Raw genomic sequence first — 15,263 nt, 5'->3', positions numbered from 1 at the left:
GCAATCGAATTCAGCTCGCCACTGGCGCTCACCAGGTCCTTGGCACTGCGCTGCAGGCGGCCGAAGGTTTCGGCGAGAAAATCACGCAACGTGTTGGCGGCCTGGGCCAAATGGCCCAGCTCATCCTGGCGCTGGCTGGCAACGCGCTCGGCAAACCGGCCATGGCTCAATTGGGCCACATAGTCGATCAGGCCCCGGATCGGCAAAATCAGGTTGCGGTTGATCAACCACAGGCTGAACAGACCGATCAGCACCCCAGACAGCACCATCACCGCCAAGCCCAGCATCACGGTACGTTCGGCATAGGCGCTGATTGCCAGCGACTGCAACTTGCCCTGCTCATGCAGTTGCGTGACCAGAGCGCTCATCTGTTCGCTCACCGCGCGGTCCACGCCCTTGACCGCGTTATCGCCGGCCGCCGCATCGGCACCGGCGGCCACGTACGCATCACGCCCCTTCTGGTAGGCCACGCCCAGCAACTGGTGCTCCTGGCGCAAGGTGTCCAGGCGACGGCTCAAGCCTGGATCGCCCTCGGTGTTGGCCACCAGGCGCGCGAGGATGCCCTGCACTTCCCGTTGCCGATCCTGGAATTGCCCCCAGTACTTGTCCATGTCCTGGGGCTGTTTGCCACGCAGCAGGACGTTTTTCCATTCCTGGACCTGGACCTTGAATTGCACGTTGGCCTCATCGATCAGCTGTGAGGTCTGCAACGGCCCCTCCAGCAAACTGCGATAACTCTGCACACCGCTGGAGAGAAAATGAAAACACGCCAAGGCAATCAACAGCATTGCCAACAAGCTGCCACCGAGCAACGACAGGATCTGTGCTCTCAAGGACTTTCGCAAAAAACTCATCGGGGAAAAGCCTCGAAACAGGGAAATGGGGACCTGCACCGCAACATCCCTGTCAACCAACGCACAGCCAATCCAATGGCATGCTTGCGCCTTGAATCGGCCGGGCCAGACGCTTCTTGAGCGCAGTGGATGAGCGGTCGGGCGGGAGTGCCCCGTAGCTGACACAAAACTGTCAAATCCCCTTGCAATGATTGCGCAACGCGCGCCCATCGCCTGCCTCTGCGAGCCCCCATGAACCACAGCATCGACCACGGCCACCAGGACTCCGACCTGTTTGGCCTGCTTTACGGTTTCCGCTTTCGGCCCGGCGAGAAAGCCGAGCAGATCGACTCGGCAACCGTGCTCAAGGCCTTGCACGCCCCGGCCGACCCCGATGAATTCCTGTGGCTGCACCTGAACCTGGCCCACGCCGCCTGCCAGCGCTGGATGCAGGCGCACCTGGAGTTGCCGCCGGAGTTCTTCGAGGCCTTGCACGAGGGCTCGCGCTCCACCCGTATCGAACATGTGGACTCGGCCTTGCTGGCGGTGGTCAACGACGTGGTGTTCAACTTCAGCAGCATGATGTCATCGGACATTTCCACCTTGTGGGTCTGCGCTCGCAGCCGCCTGCTGATCAGTGCGCGCCTGCAACCGCTGCACTCGGTGGACAAGCTGCGCTCATCGGTAAAGGCCGGTGAACACTTCCGCTCGCCCCTGGAGTTGCTGGTGCATCTGCTGCGTGACCAAGGCGAGGTGCTGACGCAGATCGTGCGCAAGACCAGCCTCAGCGTCGACCAGATCGAAGACCAGTTGCTGTCCTCGCGCCTGTCCACCAACCGCGCCGAACTGGGGGCCATGCGCCGGGTGCTGGTGCGCCTGCAACGCCTGCTGGCCCTGGAGCCGGGCTCGCTGCTGCGCCTGCTCAACCGCCCGCCGCAGTGGCTGCAAAAGGAGGACGTGAAGGAGCTGCGCAAATCCACCGAAGAGTTCGCCCTGATCATCAACGACCTCACGGCCCTGGGCGAACGGATCAAGTTGTTGCAAGAAGAAATCGCCGCCAACCTCAACGAACAAAGCAACCGCACGCTGTTCACCTTGACGGTGGTGACGGTACTGGCGCTGCCGATCAATATCATTGCCGGTTTTTTTGGCATGAACGTCGGAGGTGTGCCGCTATCCCAGGACCCCGAGGGGTTCTGGATCCTGGTGGCGTTGGTGGCGACGTTCACCTTGATTGCCGGCAGATGGGCATTTCGCAAGCGCCAGGATTACTGAACCGGCGCCTACCCAGAATTTGTGGACCGGCGGTTATCTCAATCCACCAAACACTGACTTGACGCAGCATCTCTGTAACATTCTGCAACGATCATGGGAAACATCCTCCCCACACTGGATGCTCCGGCATGGCCACCCCTTCCCTGACTGCCTCGCCCCAGGCTGGCGCCACTGACGCAAAACCGCAATTGGACAAGAAACCCGGCCTGTTCACGGTGATCATGTTCTTCGCAGTGCTCGCCATGGGCCTGTTGTTCACCGCCTACAGCCTGATGCACGACATGCACGAACTGGGAACGGTGGTCACCACCTGGACCCCATTCCTGCTGCTGGGCGTGGCCTTGTTGATTGCCCTGGGGTTCGAATTCGTCAACGGTTTCCATGACACCGCCAACGCCGTGGCGACCGTGATCTACACCAACTCGCTGCCGCCGCAATTCGCCGTGGTCTGGTCGGGGTTCTTCAATTTCCTCGGGGTGCTGCTGTCCAGTGGCGCGGTGGCCTTTGCCATCATTGCCCTGCTGCCGGTGGAGTTGATTTTGCAGGTCGGTTCTTCCGCCGGTTTTGCGATGATCTTTGCCCTGCTGATCGCCGCGATCCTGTGGAACCTCGGCACCTGGTGGCTGGGCCTGCCGGCGTCGTCTTCCCATACGCTGATCGGGTCGATCATCGGCGTGGGCGTGGCCAATGCCCTGATGCATGGCCGTGACGGCACCAGCGGCGTGGATTGGGCCCAGGCGATCAAGATCGGCTATGCGCTGCTGCTGTCACCGCTGATCGGCTTCGGCTTTGCCGCCCTGCTGTTGCTGGCACTGCGGGCCTTTGTGAAAAACCGCGCGCTGTACAAGGCGCCCAAGGGCAACACCCCGCCGCCGTGGTGGATTCGCGGCATGCTCATCGTGACCTGCACCGGCGTGTCCTTCGCCCACGGCTCCAACGATGGCCAGAAAGGTATGGGCCTGATCATGCTGATCCTGGTGGGCACGTTGCCCATGGCCTACGCCTTGAACCGCACCATGCCGGCCGATCAATCCCTGCAATTTGCCGCTGTGGCAGAAGTCACCCAGCAAGCGCTGGTCAAGAGCGCACCACAAGCGGCGCCAGCCGATCCACGGCCGATTCTGTCGACCTATGTGCGCACCAAGGACGTCACGCCCGAGCTGATCCCCGCCCTCGCCGCCCTGACCGGGCATATCGGTGAGCAAGTCAAAGGCTACGGTTCCCTGGCCAAGGTACCGGCCGAGGCGATGGGCAACGTGCGTAACGACATGTACCTGACCAGCGAAACCATTCGCCTGATGGACAAGGGCAAGGTTGGTCATTTCGATGCCGACACCCAGGGCAAGCTGCAACTGTTCAAGCAACAGATCGACAACGCCACACGCTTTATCCCGCTGTGGGTGAAGATCGCCGTGGCCATCGCCCTGGGCCTGGGCACCATGGTCGGCTGGAAGCGCATCGTGGTGACCGTCGGCGAGAAAATCGGCAAGACCCACCTGACTTACGCCCAGGGCGCCTCGGCCGAAACCGTGGCCATGCTGACGATTGGCGCTGCCGATATGTTTGGCTTGCCGGTATCCACCACCCATGTGCTGTCCTCGGGTGTGGCCGGGACCATGGTGGCCAATGGCGGCGGCTTGCAGATGAAGACCATCCGCAATTTGCTGATGGCCTGGGTGCTGACGTTGCCGGCGGCGATTGTACTGTCGGGCAGTCTGTATTGGCTGTTTACCCAAATCTTCTGAATCACCACACAGCAAAATGCGCGAGCGGGCTTGCCCGCGATGGCAGTGGATCAGGTTAGAAATACTTGACTGACACACCGCTATCGCGGGCAAGCCCGCTCCCACATTTTTTTGTGTGATGGCTTAGCCTGCGAATAAGCCAGCCATCGCCTTGAGCCGCTTCTTGTACACCCGCCGCGCCTACAGCGCCTCCTCCAGCGTCACCGCGACAAACCCCGCTCGCTGGTTGGGCTGCATCTGCCCGATCAGGTCCAGGTCGGCGCTGATCACCGTGCCTTCTGAATCACCACACAGCAAAATGTGGGAGCGGGCTTGCCCGCGATGGCAGTGGATCAGGTTAGAAATACTTGACTGACACACCGCTATCGCGGGCAAGCCCGCTCGCACATTTTTTTGTGTGATGGCTTAGCCTGCGAATAAGCCGGCCATCGCTTTGAGCCGCTTCTTGTACACCCGCCGCGCCTACAGCGCCTCCTCCAGCGTCACCGCGACAAACCCCGCTCGCTGGTTGGGCTGCATCTGCCCGATCAGGTCCAGGTCGGCGCTGATCACCGTGCCTTCTGAATCACCACACAGCAAAATGTGGGAGAGGGCTTGCCCGCGATGACAGTGGATCAGGTTAGAAATACTTGACTGACACACCGCTATCGCGGGCAAGCCCGCTCCCACTTTTTTTGTGTGATGGCTTAGCCCGCGAATAAGCCGGCCATCGCTTTGAGCCGCTTCTTGTACACCCGCCGCGCCTCCAGCGCCTCCTCCAGCGTCACCGCGACAAACCCCGCTCGCTGGTTGGGCTGCATCTGCCCGATCAGGTCCAGGTCGGCGCTGATCACCGTGCCGATCATCGCGTAGCCGCCGCCTGATACCGCGTCGCGGTGCAGCACGATCGGCTCCAGGCCAGCCGGGACCTGGATCGAGCCGATGGGGTAGCAACTGTCGACGATGTTCGATGGATCGGAGCCCGCGCCAAATGGCTGCTCCCGTGGCTGGAAGCTCAAGGCACTGCCGCCCTTGAAGCGGTAGCCGATCCGGTCGGCCTCGGAACCCACGGTCCAGGGCTCGGCGAAAAAGCTGCTTTTGGCTGCGGGCGTCAGGCGCTCGTAGTACAAGCCCGGCACCACGCGTAATGTTACATCGCCGCCCACCGAGCGGCGCAAGGCCATCGGCAAGCTATTGCCGGCACGGCCTTGGCCGCAGGTCTGGCCGATAGGCAACAGATCGCCCTCCTGCAAGCGCCGCCCGTGGAAACCGCCCAGCCCACCGAGGGTGTAAGTGGAGCGGCTGCCCAGCACCAGCGGCACGTCGATCCCCCCGGCCACCGCCAGGTAGGTGCGCGCCCCGGCCACGGGAAACTCAAAACGCAGCACCTGACCGGCACGCACCTGGAACGCCGTGTCCTGGTGCACCACTTCACCGTCCAGGCGCGCAGACATCAGCGCGCCACTGAGTGCCACCAGGGCGTCCTGTTGGAACTCCAGCTGCGGGCCAATCAGTGTGCATTCCAACCCCGCCGCCCCCGCCGGATTGCCCACCAGATGGTTGGCCGCACTCAAGGCGTACTGATCCAGGGCGCCGGACGGCGGGATCCCCAAGTGGTAATACCCTTCACGCCCCAGGTCCTGCACGGAGGTGGCCAGGCCGGGCTTGAGCACCTTGATCATACGAGCGCCTCCTGCAGGGTTTTCGGGTAGCCGACCGGGTCGGCAAAAAAAGCGTCCAGGGAAAATTCCACCGGGCGAATGCGCAAATCGAAACGCCCGGCCTCCACCTCGGCCACCGCCAAGTCGTAGGCATCCCGGTCGATGGGCTTGAACTGCACGATATCGCCGGGGCGGAAGAACACCATATGTTCCTTGAGGTAGGCCAACTGCTGGGCCGGGTCGTAGATCGGCGCCGGGGTCACGCCAAACATCTGGTAACCCCCCGCGCCGCGCACTGAGTAGATACAGCCGAAACAGCCGCCATGGCCGAGGGTCAGCTTTGGCGTGTCGGTGCGTGGGCGCAGGTATTTGGGCACCTGCAACTGGCGTTCGCGCTCGACCATCTGGAACATGAACGGCAGACCCGCCACAAAGCCGACCATCGACACAAACCACGGCGCGCCACTGTGGGCTGCGATAAACGCCTCGACATCCGCCAGGCCATTGATCCGCGCCGCGTACTCAAGGTCAGTGCCCGTCGGGTCCTGGTGTCGGTCGCGAAAACGCATCAGGGTTTCATGGGTCCAGGGGTCGTTGTACAGCACCGGAATCTCGATGATCCGCGTGTGCAAGGTGCGCTCGGCCACGGCCTGGGCCTCGGCGCTTTGCACCGCGTCGAGCAGCACCTGGGGGGCGATCAGGTCCGGGTCGAAGCGGATCTGGAACGAGGCGTTGGCCAGGCAGATATCCAGCACGCCGGGCAGCTCCAGGCGCTGCACCGCACGGGTGACGGCCATGCCCTTGAAGAACGCCTCCAGGGACATGCTTTCGCTGACCTCGGCGAACAAATGCTCATCGGCGCCAAAGCTGTAGCGAATCGGGGATGTTTCAGCCATGTCTGTTCCTCTTGGAATCATTGTAGAAAGGCAGGCAAAAATCATGCAGGGGCTGCGGTTCAGACGGGTGTGCGCACCACGATCCCCGCCTGGTCCAGGGCCCTGCGGGTCGCCTCCACCAGGTCCAGGGCGCCCGGCGTATCGCTGTGCAGGCAGATGGAATCGAATTCGATAAACAGGTCTTCGCCCTCGACGGTGCGCACCAGCCCCGTCTGGCAGGCCCGCAGCACACGGGCCGCCACTGTCGCCGGGTCCAGGGCGCGCACGTTGCGGGTAAACACGATGGAGCCGGACAGATCGTACTCACGGTCGGCATAAAACTCGCGTACTACCGGCTGCCCCAGTTCCTTGGCAATGCGCCAGATCACCGAGCCGGGCATGCAATACAGCAGCAGTTCAGGCTCCAGGCGTTGCAGGTTTTCCACCAGCAGGCGGGCCGCTTCTTCGTCCCGGGCCAGGTGCATGTACAGCGCGCCATGGGGCTTGATGTGCTGCAAGGTCACGCCCTGCACCCGCGCCAATTCGCGCAGGGCGCCCAGTTGGTAGAGCATGTCGTCCACCAGTTCCTGGGCCGGGACGTTGATGTGGCGGCGGCCGAACCCCACCAGGTCGCGAAAGCCCGGGTGCGCGCCGATGGCCACGCCCAACTGCTTGGCGCGCTCGATGGTGCGGCGCATGGTGCCGGGGTCGCCGGCATGAAAGCCGGTGGCGACGTTGGCGGAGCTGATAAACGCCATCAGCTCATTGTCCACACCGTCGCCGATGGTCCAGGGGCCGAAGCTTTCGCCCATGTCCGAGTTGAAATCCACTGTCTGCATCGGGGCTGCTCCGCAAGGGTTCGTGCCAAGGAAAATAGGCTGGCCCTTGACCCCTTGGGAAGATCTATTATCAGATAGGGTATCTTCGGAAAATCAGATACCCCCAAGAGAAATCCCCATGTCGCTTACGCTGCGCCAGGTTCGCTACTTTGTCGCCACCGCCGAAATCGGCCAGATTTCCCAGGCGGCGATTCACCTGAATATCTCCCAGTCGGCAGTGACCACCGCGATCAAGGAGCTGGAAGCCATGCTCGGCGCCCAGCTGTTTGTACGCTCGGCCCAGGGCATGAACCTGACCGACGCCGGCCGGCATTTTCTCAACCGCGCCTACGTGATTGTGCGCAGTGTCGACGATGCCCTCAGCAGCCCGCTGCCGGACTTGCGCGCCAGCGGCGTGCTGCGGGTCGCGGCCAGTTACACGGTGTTGGGTTACTTCCTGCCGCACCACTTGCAACGCCTGGAGCATTGGCACCCGGACGTGAGCATCGAAGTCTTCGAGCAGGAGCGCCAGGCCATCGAACAAGGGCTGCTGGATGGCCAGTTCGAGATGGCCGTGGTGCTCACCGCCAACCTCACCCACCCGGATATCGTCTCGCAAATCCTGTTCAATTCCGAACGCCGCCTGTGGCTGCCCAGCCACCACCCGCTGTGTGAACGGCGTGCGGTGAGCCTGGCGGATGTGGCGCAGGAACCCTATATCCTGCTGACTGTGGACGAGGCCGAGCAAAGTGCCATGCGTTATTGGGAGCAGGCCGGGCAGACGCCCAAGGTGCGGCTGCGCACCAGTTCGGTAGAGGCGGTGCGCAGTATGGTGGCCAATGGCAGTGGCGTGGCGATTCTGTCCGACCTGGTCCATCGCCCCTGGTCCCTGGAAGGCAAGCGCATCGAGACCTTGAGCGTGACTGACAAGGTCGCGCCCATGAGCGTTGGCCTGGCCTGGCACCGCGAGCGCACCTTTACCCCGGCGATGCAGGCGTTTCGCGACTACTTCCACGATGCCTTCCTCGCCCCCCAGCAACTATCGACACGCCGTTAAAGCTGGGCCTTCAAGGTGGCCGACAACCAGTCCATCAGCACCCGTACCCGTAGCGGCAAGTGGCGCTGGCCGGCATACAGCATCGATACATCCAGCGCAGGCGCGGGATAGTCGGGGAGCACCGCCACCAATTCGCCCTTTTCGAGCAATTCGCGGATACCCAGCCCCGGTACCTGAATGATCCCGAAACCGGCGAGGCATGCCGACTGGTACGCATCCGTGCTGCTGACCGTGACCCGCCCGGCCATGGCAATACGTTGCACCTTGTTGCCCTGCACATATTCAAAACCCGCGGAGCGCGCACCCAGCGGCCGCACGTAATGCACCAGTTGATGGGCGGCCAGATCGGCCAGGGTCTTGGGTTCGCCATAGCGTTGCAGGTAACCGGGGCTTACGCAGTTGATCATCGGCATGCTGCACAACAGGCGCGCCACCACGGACTGGTCTGGTTGTACGCCCACGCGCAACACACAATCAAAACCTTCGGCCAGCAGGTCGACCTGGCGGTCGGAGCTGCTGATTTGCAGCTCGATCAAGGGGTGCCGGTCCATAAACTCCGGCAGGTGCGGCAGGATCACCTTACGTGCCATCACATTGGGCATGTCGATACGGATCCGCCCGGTCAATTGCGCCTCGTCCTGGCGAAACAACCCCTCCAGCTCTTCCATATGGGCCAGCAGGTCCTTGCTGCGCTCATACAGCACGCGCCCGTCCTGGGTCGCCTGCACCTTGCGCGTGGTGCGCTGCAACAGGCGCGTGCCCAACAGGTCTTCGAGGGCGCGCACCTGCTCGGACACCGTCGAGCGCGGCAGCCCCAGGCTGTCGCCGGCCTGGGTGAAACTCGACAGTTCGGTGACCCGCACAAAGGTGCGCAACAGGTCCAGCTTGTTCATGGTGGCGCCCCGTGATTGTTCGACTGATCCGACCAGTGATTCCGGATTCACTCTGTTTATCACGCAATACCCGGACAAATACACTCATTCCACCATTACCCACCCGCTCCGAGGACTGCACCATGACCCGTAAAATCGCATTGATCACCGGCGCCAGCCGTGGCTTGGGCAAAAGCACCGCCCTGCATCTGGCCGCGCAAGGCATCGATATTGTCGGCACCTACTACAGCAAGGCCGCTGAGGCCCAGGCGGTGGTGGCAGAGATTGAACAGCTCGGCGGCCGCGCCGCCATGCTGCAACTGGATGTAAGCCAGAGCGCCACGTTCGACGGGTTTGTCAGCCAGCTCGGCGAGGTCCTGCAAGCGCATTTCGCCCAGGCGCATTTCGATTTCCTGATCAACAACGCCGGGATCGGCACCCATGCCAGCTTTGTCGAGACCACCGAAGCGCAGTTCGATCAAATGGTCGCGATCCACCTCAAGGGCCCGTTCTTCCTGACCCAGAAGCTCCTGGCGCTGATCGTCGATGGTGGGCGCATCATCAATATCTCCAGCGGCCTGGCCCGCTTCAGCCTGCCCGGTTATGCCGCCTACGCCTCAATGAAAGGCGCGGTGGAAGTGCTGACCCGTTACCAGGCCAAGGAGTTGGGCGCACGGGGGATCAGCGTCAACACCCTCGCCCCCGGTGCCATCGAGACCGACTTCGGTGGCGGCGCGGTACGCGACAACGCCGGCATCAATGCCTTTGTCGCCAGCAACACGGCCCTGGGTCGGGTCGGCTTGCCGGACGACATTGGCGGGGCGATCTCCACCTTGCTGGCCGATGGCAGCAAATGGATCAATGGGCAGCGTATCGAGGCGTCGGGCGGAATGTTCGTCTGACCCTCACACTTGCTCTGGCGCACGTTGCTGCAGGAACTTTTCCCGCAGCACGTCGTAGCCCCAGTGGTACACATAGGTGTACGGCAGGAAGAACAGCAACACGCCGATATCCAGGATAAACGCCTGCATCAGGCTGATATTGAGCCACGCGGCAATCAGCGGTACGGCAAACAGAATCAGCCCACCCTCGAACAGCAGGGCGTGCATGATCCGGGTCTTGACGCTATTGGCCAGTTGCAGGCGTACCTTGAGGCGATCGAACACGCTGTTGAAGATCATGTTCCACGTCAACGCCAACAGGCTGATGGCCAGGGTCACCGCGCCCATTTCCAGGGCTGGGCGACCGGTGATCCAGACCAGCAACGGGGTACAGATCAGCAAGGCCAGGCCTTCGAAGCCAAGGGCCTGGAAAACACGTTCGGTGATGGACTTGGTGGTGTTCATAGGTGTTGCTCTGTGAATGTCTTGGGTTGCCATCATCGCGCCCTGAAACGATACTTCATAATCAATAACCATCGATCAAGGCGATAGATCATGGCTTCTCATGAAGTGTTGCAAGCGTTTGTGCAGGCGGCGACCCAAGGCTCGTTTTCGGCGGCGGCGCGCAAGCTGGGCAAGAGCCAGTCGACAGTCAGCGCCGCAGTGGCCAGCCTGGAGATTGATCTGGACGTGGTGCTGTTCGACCGCAGCAGCCGCAAGCCCAGCCTGACCCCGGCCGGGCACGTTCTGCTGCAACGGGCCGAGCAGGTGCTGGAGGCCAGCAGTCGCCTGGAGCTTGCCGCCAGCCAGTTATCCCAGGGGCTGGAGCCCAAGCTCAGTATTGCCATGTCTGATACCTATCAGTCGGGGCGCTTTGAAACGCTGCTCGGTGCCCTGGAGCAGCGCTATCCGGACCTGGAGCTGGAGTGGTTGATTGCCGAATGCGAAGACCTCATCGCCCTGGTGCAAAGCGGGCGCGCGCAGTTGGCGTTTATCGAGGCGCAGGAGGTCTACCCGCCAGACCTGACCCATGCCACCATCGAGGAGCGCGCACAACTTGCGCTGTTTGTGTCCCCGCGGCACGCACTGGCCAGCCTCGATGGTATCGACCAGCAAACCCTGCAACAGCACCGGGAGCTGCGCCTGGCAAGCATCATCAACCCCAATGAAAACCGGCTGACCGGCCGAGTCTGGTCCGCCCCCAGCTTTTTGATGCTGATGGAAATGGCCATCCTCGGTTTTGGCTGGGCCCCCTTGCCGAGCTGGCTGGTGGAGCGCTTTGCCAATGGCCAACTGGTGGAGCTCAAGGCTCGCGGCTGGCCGCGCTCGGTGGCGGTGGATGCGTTGTGGTCGCGGCAACACCCGCCGGGCCCGGCGGGGAGTTGGTTGCTGGAAAAGATGCTCGAATAACCTCCGCCGGCGCCTACACAGGCCTATCGGTGCAGGTTGCCAGGCGTCGTTCGATGAAGCGCTTTTCCGGCATTTGCTGGGTCAGGCACAGGGCTTTTTCATACGCCTGGCGCGCCTCTTTCATCCGCCCCAATTGCCGGCAGAACTCGCCACGCGCTGAATGCGCCAGGTGGTAATCCAGCAACTCGCCGCGCGCCAGGATCCCCTCGACCTGTTGCAACCCCGCCAATGGCCCATCGCGCATGGCCACGGCGGCGGCGCGGTTGAGCTCGATCACCGGGGACGGCAGCATCCTCAGCAGCACGTCATACAGGCCAATAATCTGTGGCCAATCGGTCTGCGCCGCACTCGGCGCCTCGGCGTGCACCGCGGCAATTGCTGCTTGCAGGCCGTAAGGGCCAAAACGCCGGGTGGCCAGGGCCTGCTCCACCAACGCGCAGCCTTGGGCAATCAACGCGGCATCCCACAACGTCCGGTCCTGTTCATCCAGCAGCACCAACTCAGCAGCGGGCGATAACCGGGCCGGGCGCCGGGACTCATGGAGCAGCATCAACGCCAGCAGGCCCATGACTTCCGGCTCCGGGAGCAACTCCAGGAGCAGGTGGCCCAGGCGTATGGCCTCGCGGGTCAAGTCGTCACGGGTCAGGTCGGCGCCCATGGACGCCGAATAACCCTCGTTGAATACCAGGTAAATCACGCGCAGTACGCTGTCCAGGCGCTCAGGCAACTCCGCCAGCCCTGGAACTTGGTAGGGGATTTTCGCCTCGCGGATCTTACCCTTGGCGCGCACGATGCGTTGGGCAATGGTGGCCGGCGTGACCAGGAAGGCTCGGGCAATTTCCTCGGTGCTGAGGTCACAAATCTCACGCAGGGTAAGCGGCACCTGCGCATCGGCCGCCAGCGCCGGATGACAGCAGGTGAAGATCAGGCGCAGGCGGTCGTCTTCCACGTCTTCGGTACTCCAGTCAGCCGCTTCCAGCGCATCGGCCTGCTCCTGCAGCAACGGGGTGAAACGGGCCTGGCGGCGCAGGCGGTCGATGGCCTTGAAGCGCCCGGTCGACACCAGCCACGCCCCAGGGTTGTCGGGCACGCCATCCTGCTGCCAGCGCTCGACCGCGACGAAGAACGCCTCGTGCAAGGCTTCTTCGGCGAGATCGAAATCCCCCAGCAGGCGAATCAAGGTCGCCAGGACGCGCCGCGAGTCACTGCGGTAGACCGCCTCGACCCGGGCCTTGACGGTCAATCGGGCATGCCCTGGGTCACCAGCGCCACCAGCCGGTCCAGGCTCTCGCCCCACCCCTGGTGAAAGCCCATGGCTTCGTGGGCCTGTTTGTCGGCTTCAGTCCAATGCATGGCGCGCGCGGTGTAGCGGGTCTTGCCGGCAACGTCCTCGAAGGTCACTTCGGCGCTCATGAACGGCTTGCCCGATGGGATCCAGCCGGGCAGGAACGCATCGGTAAACACCAGGCGGCGCGGCGCGTCGATCTCCAGGAACACGCCCTGGGTCGGATACTCGCTGCCGTCCGGCGCGCGCATCAGGGTGCGAAACAGACCACCGACCCACAGGTTCATTTCGCACTCCGGCGTGGTCATGCCGTGTGGGCCCCACCATTGCTGCAACAGCGCAGGCTCGGTCCAGGCACGGAACACCCGGCTCGGCGGGGCGTCGATCATGCGGCTGATGGACAGTTCGAATGCAGCGGGTTGAGTGTTCATGGATAAACCTCCTGAGTCTTGTGATTGTTGGGTTCAGAGATTCAAATCACGCACGGGACGTACTTCCACACTGCCGACCCGTGCCGCCGGGATGCCGCCGGCCACCTGCAGCGCCTCATTCAAGTCCCGGGCTTCAATCAGATAGAAGCCGGCAAGCTGCTCCTTGGTTTCGGCAAACGGCCCATCGGTGATCGATAACTTGCCGTTGCGCATGCGCACGGTGGTGGCCGTGCTCACCGGCTCCAGAGCCTCGGCCGCGAGCATGCGGCCACTACCGTGGACTGCCTCGGCATAGGCGTGGCATTCCGGGTCCTTGGGGCTGTCGGGCAGGCTGTGCAGCAAGGCTTCGGCGCTGTAGACCAGGCACAGGTATTTCATGGCGTTCTCCGTTTTCGGACTACTGACTATAGTTGGCAGCGCTCAAGGTTTCAGGTCGAACAGCCCGGCGCCGGTTTCCATATCGAAAGGCGCGGACCAGTGCTCATGCACCACCTTCCATTGGCCGTCGATACGTTGATAACCGGCGGTGACGCGCATCCAGCAGGTTTTCAGCACGCCATCTGGCCCAGAGCCACCACAGTGCGCAAGCCAGTGGGCAAAGGCGCTGTTATCGGCGGCGACGATATGCAACTCATGGAAGTCAAAAACCCCTGGGCCTGGGCAAAACTCCATGCAGGCCTGCCAATGGGCGCGGTAGGCCGCCTTGCCTTTGAACTGCAGGGCATTGACGGCGTCGAACGCGACGATATCGTCGGCGTAAAAGCTGACAATCTGCTCGACATCCTTGGCGACCACCGCGTGTTTCCATTGCTCGATCAGGGTGTTGATTGGGTTGCTCATGGCGATACTCCTCGGGGTGGAAAATCACGGAAGACACCCTTAGTCGAATGACCCGCCTTTGAATCGACAAGCCTACAAAAAATAATTTCGCCAAGGATAAAGCCGCTAGAATTTGCGACTTCCCTGTAGGACTTCGGATATCTGCTCGATGGAAACCCGCCTCGCGCCCTATGAGACGCTGACTGCTACCCAGCAACAGCAACTCGCCAGCCTCGAAGTCCACCCCGAGCAACTGGCCTATAGCGGTGATATCTACTGCGCGCTGAACAGCCTGCTGGTCAACCCAAGCCCCGGCATCAAGGGCTTCGCCCTGCTGGCCGACGACGTTCCCGTGGCCTTCCTGCTGCTCAAGCGCCCGCCCTGCCTGCCCCATTGGGCCGACGCACACAGCGCCACACTGCATGCCTTGCAAGTCGATCGCCACCATCAGGGCCGAGGCTTCGGCAAGGCCTGCCTACAAGCCCTACCCGCCGCCGCCCGCCTGGCCTGGCCGCAGATCAGCGCCTTGGAGTTGTCGGTGGACAGCGACAATGTGGCGGCACTGGGCTTGTATTTGCAGCAGGGCTGGGTAGACCGGGGCGAGGCGTATAAAGGGCGGGTGGGTTATGAGCGGCGGTTGGCGCTACTGTTTTGATTACCGGCAAGGAGACTCCCATGCTAACCACCCTGGACCAACTCGAAACCCTCTACGGCCTGCCCCACGAGCGTGCCCTGCGCAAGGAAATCGCGTTTCTCAATGAGGATTACCAGGCGATGGTCAACGCCTCGCCGCTGGTGATTGTCAGTTCGGCGGGCGCCGATGGCCTCGACGGCTCGCCTCGGGGCGATGTGCCGGGGTTTGTGCGGATCATCGATGAACGCACGCTGGCGATCCCGGATCGGCCGGGCAACAACCGCCTCGATACCCTGCGTAACCTGATTGTGGATCCACGGATTGCCCTGCTGTTTATCATTCCGGGGATCGGCGAGACCCTGCGGGTCAACGGGCGGGCGCAGATCTCCATCGAGCCTGAGTTGCTGCAAAGCTTTGCGGTCAATGGCAAACCGGCACGCTCGGTGATTGTGGTGCAGGTAGAGGCGGCGTATTTCCACTGCTCGAAAGCCTTTGTGCGCTCCGATTGCTGGAACCCGGACAAGCATGTAGAGCGTTCAACGCTGCCGTCAGCGGGGGCCATCCACAAGCGTTTGAATGATGGGCAGTTTGATGCCGAGGCCTATGATCGGGAGATGCCGGAGCGGGTCAAGGCCACGTTGTATTGAGGCCCTGGCCGGCTCGGGCGCCCCTGAGATCGCCATCGCGG

17 protein-coding genes and 2 pseudogenes are annotated in these 15,263 nt (G+C 62.6%); 7 read left to right on the top strand and 12 right to left on the bottom strand.

Annotated elements, in window-relative coordinates:
- Positions 1-158: 158 nt before the first annotated feature.
- Positions 159-269, bottom strand: a pseudogene (locus AC19YY_RS03825) (hypothetical protein); the annotation flags it as partial.
- Positions 270-1,085: 816 nt separating this feature from the next.
- Here AC19YY_RS03825 and AC19YY_RS03820 point away from each other — a divergent pair.
- Together AC19YY_RS03820 and AC19YY_RS03815 are read left to right on the top strand one after the other, a co-directional pair.
- Positions 1,086-2,108 (top strand): transporter, encoded by a 1,023-nt coding sequence (locus AC19YY_RS03820; protein WP_169955314.1) that lies wholly within the window; start codon positions 1,086-1,088, stop codon positions 2,106-2,108.
- 128 nt (positions 2,109-2,236) lie between these two features.
- A complete protein-coding gene (locus AC19YY_RS03815) occupies positions 2,237-3,853 on the top strand; it encodes an inorganic phosphate transporter (RefSeq protein WP_170056885.1) in 1,617 nt (538 codons plus the stop codon).
- Between the two features lie 180 nt (positions 3,854-4,033).
- Here the strand turns inward: AC19YY_RS03815 and AC19YY_RS03810 are convergent.
- From AC19YY_RS03810 to AC19YY_RS03790, 5 genes and pseudogenes are all read right to left on the bottom strand, one after another.
- A pseudogene (locus tag AC19YY_RS03810) lies at positions 4,034-4,129 on the bottom strand (hypothetical protein); the annotation flags it as partial.
- 186 nt (positions 4,130-4,315) lie between these two features.
- Positions 4,316-4,510: a hypothetical protein gene (locus tag AC19YY_RS03805; protein WP_500603949.1), complete on the bottom strand. Its 195-nt coding sequence runs from the start codon at positions 4,508-4,510 to the stop codon at positions 4,316-4,318.
- Between the two features lie 29 nt (positions 4,511-4,539).
- A complete protein-coding gene (locus AC19YY_RS03800) occupies positions 4,540-5,514 on the bottom strand; it encodes a 5-oxoprolinase subunit C family protein (protein ID WP_500603873.1) in 975 nt (324 codons plus the stop codon).
- Entirely contained in the window at positions 5,511-6,389 is an 879-nt protein-coding gene (locus AC19YY_RS03795) for a 5-oxoprolinase subunit B family protein (RefSeq protein ID WP_169955317.1), read from the bottom strand. The genes AC19YY_RS03800 and AC19YY_RS03795 overlap by 4 nt, the downstream gene beginning before the upstream one ends.
- 59 nt (positions 6,390-6,448) lie before the next feature.
- Entirely contained in the window at positions 6,449-7,207 is a 759-nt protein-coding gene (locus AC19YY_RS03790; RefSeq protein WP_500603872.1) for a 5-oxoprolinase subunit PxpA, read from the bottom strand.
- Between the two features lie 118 nt (positions 7,208-7,325).
- Here AC19YY_RS03790 and AC19YY_RS03785 point away from each other — a divergent pair, with 118 nt between their 5' ends.
- On the top strand, positions 7,326-8,243 hold the full coding sequence (locus tag AC19YY_RS03785) for a LysR family transcriptional regulator (protein WP_169955319.1): 918 nt from the start codon (positions 7,326-7,328) through the stop codon (positions 8,241-8,243).
- Here AC19YY_RS03785 and AC19YY_RS03780 read toward each other — a convergent pair.
- Positions 8,240-9,136, bottom strand: coding sequence for a LysR family transcriptional regulator (locus tag AC19YY_RS03780; RefSeq protein WP_169955320.1), 897 nt, complete (start codon positions 9,134-9,136; stop codon positions 8,240-8,242). The genes AC19YY_RS03785 and AC19YY_RS03780 overlap by 4 nt on opposite strands.
- A gap of 122 nt (positions 9,137-9,258) precedes the next feature.
- Here AC19YY_RS03780 and AC19YY_RS03775 point away from each other — a divergent pair, with 122 nt between their 5' ends.
- Entirely contained in the window at positions 9,259-10,017 is a 759-nt protein-coding gene (locus tag AC19YY_RS03775; RefSeq protein WP_500603871.1) for an SDR family NAD(P)-dependent oxidoreductase, read from the top strand.
- A gap of 3 nt (positions 10,018-10,020) precedes the next feature.
- Here the strand turns inward: AC19YY_RS03775 and AC19YY_RS03770 are convergent, their stop codons facing one another.
- Positions 10,021-10,461 (bottom strand): multidrug/biocide efflux PACE transporter, encoded by a 441-nt coding sequence (locus AC19YY_RS03770; RefSeq protein ID WP_169955322.1) that lies wholly within the window; start codon positions 10,459-10,461, stop codon positions 10,021-10,023.
- Between the two features lie 90 nt (positions 10,462-10,551).
- Here AC19YY_RS03770 and AC19YY_RS03765 point away from each other — a divergent pair, with 90 nt between their 5' ends.
- A complete protein-coding gene (locus AC19YY_RS03765) occupies positions 10,552-11,406 on the top strand; it encodes a LysR family transcriptional regulator (protein WP_492633617.1) in 855 nt (284 codons plus the stop codon).
- A gap of 13 nt (positions 11,407-11,419) precedes the next feature.
- On the opposite strand, the gene AC19YY_RS03760 is transcribed toward AC19YY_RS03765, so the two are convergent.
- From AC19YY_RS03760 to AC19YY_RS03745, 4 genes are read right to left on the bottom strand one after another with little or no spacing between them, the layout of a single operon-like run.
- Positions 11,420-12,649 carry an RNA polymerase sigma factor gene (locus tag AC19YY_RS03760; RefSeq protein ID WP_169955324.1) on the bottom strand — a complete coding sequence of 410 codons (1,230 nt, stop codon included), beginning with the start codon at positions 12,647-12,649 and terminating at the stop codon, positions 11,420-11,422.
- A complete protein-coding gene (locus tag AC19YY_RS03755; RefSeq protein ID WP_169955325.1) occupies positions 12,646-13,122 on the bottom strand; it encodes an SRPBCC family protein in 477 nt (158 codons plus the stop codon). Before AC19YY_RS03755 ends, AC19YY_RS03760 begins: the two co-directional genes overlap by 4 nt.
- A gap of 33 nt (positions 13,123-13,155) precedes the next feature.
- Entirely contained in the window at positions 13,156-13,500 is a 345-nt protein-coding gene (locus AC19YY_RS03750; protein ID WP_169955326.1) for a YciI family protein, read from the bottom strand.
- A gap of 42 nt (positions 13,501-13,542) precedes the next feature.
- Positions 13,543-13,962 carry a YybH family protein gene (locus AC19YY_RS03745; protein ID WP_170056880.1) on the bottom strand — a complete coding sequence of 140 codons (420 nt, stop codon included), beginning with the start codon at positions 13,960-13,962 and terminating at the stop codon, positions 13,543-13,545.
- Positions 13,963-14,110: 148 nt separating this feature from the next.
- On the opposite strand from AC19YY_RS03745, the gene AC19YY_RS03740 reads away from it, so the two are divergent.
- Entirely contained in the window at positions 14,111-14,596 is a 486-nt protein-coding gene (locus tag AC19YY_RS03740; protein WP_500603870.1) for a GNAT family N-acetyltransferase, read from the top strand.
- 20 nt (positions 14,597-14,616) lie between these two features.
- The gene (locus tag AC19YY_RS03735; protein WP_169955329.1) at positions 14,617-15,222 is read left to right on the top strand and encodes a pyridoxamine 5'-phosphate oxidase family protein; all 606 of its coding nucleotides are present in this window, start codon (positions 14,617-14,619) and stop codon (positions 15,220-15,222) included.
- Positions 15,223-15,263: the final 41 nt, after the last annotated feature.

It is taken from the genome of Pseudomonas sp. MF09156 (assembly GCF_059862305.1).
This window is presented reverse-complemented; position numbering and strand designations above follow the sequence as displayed.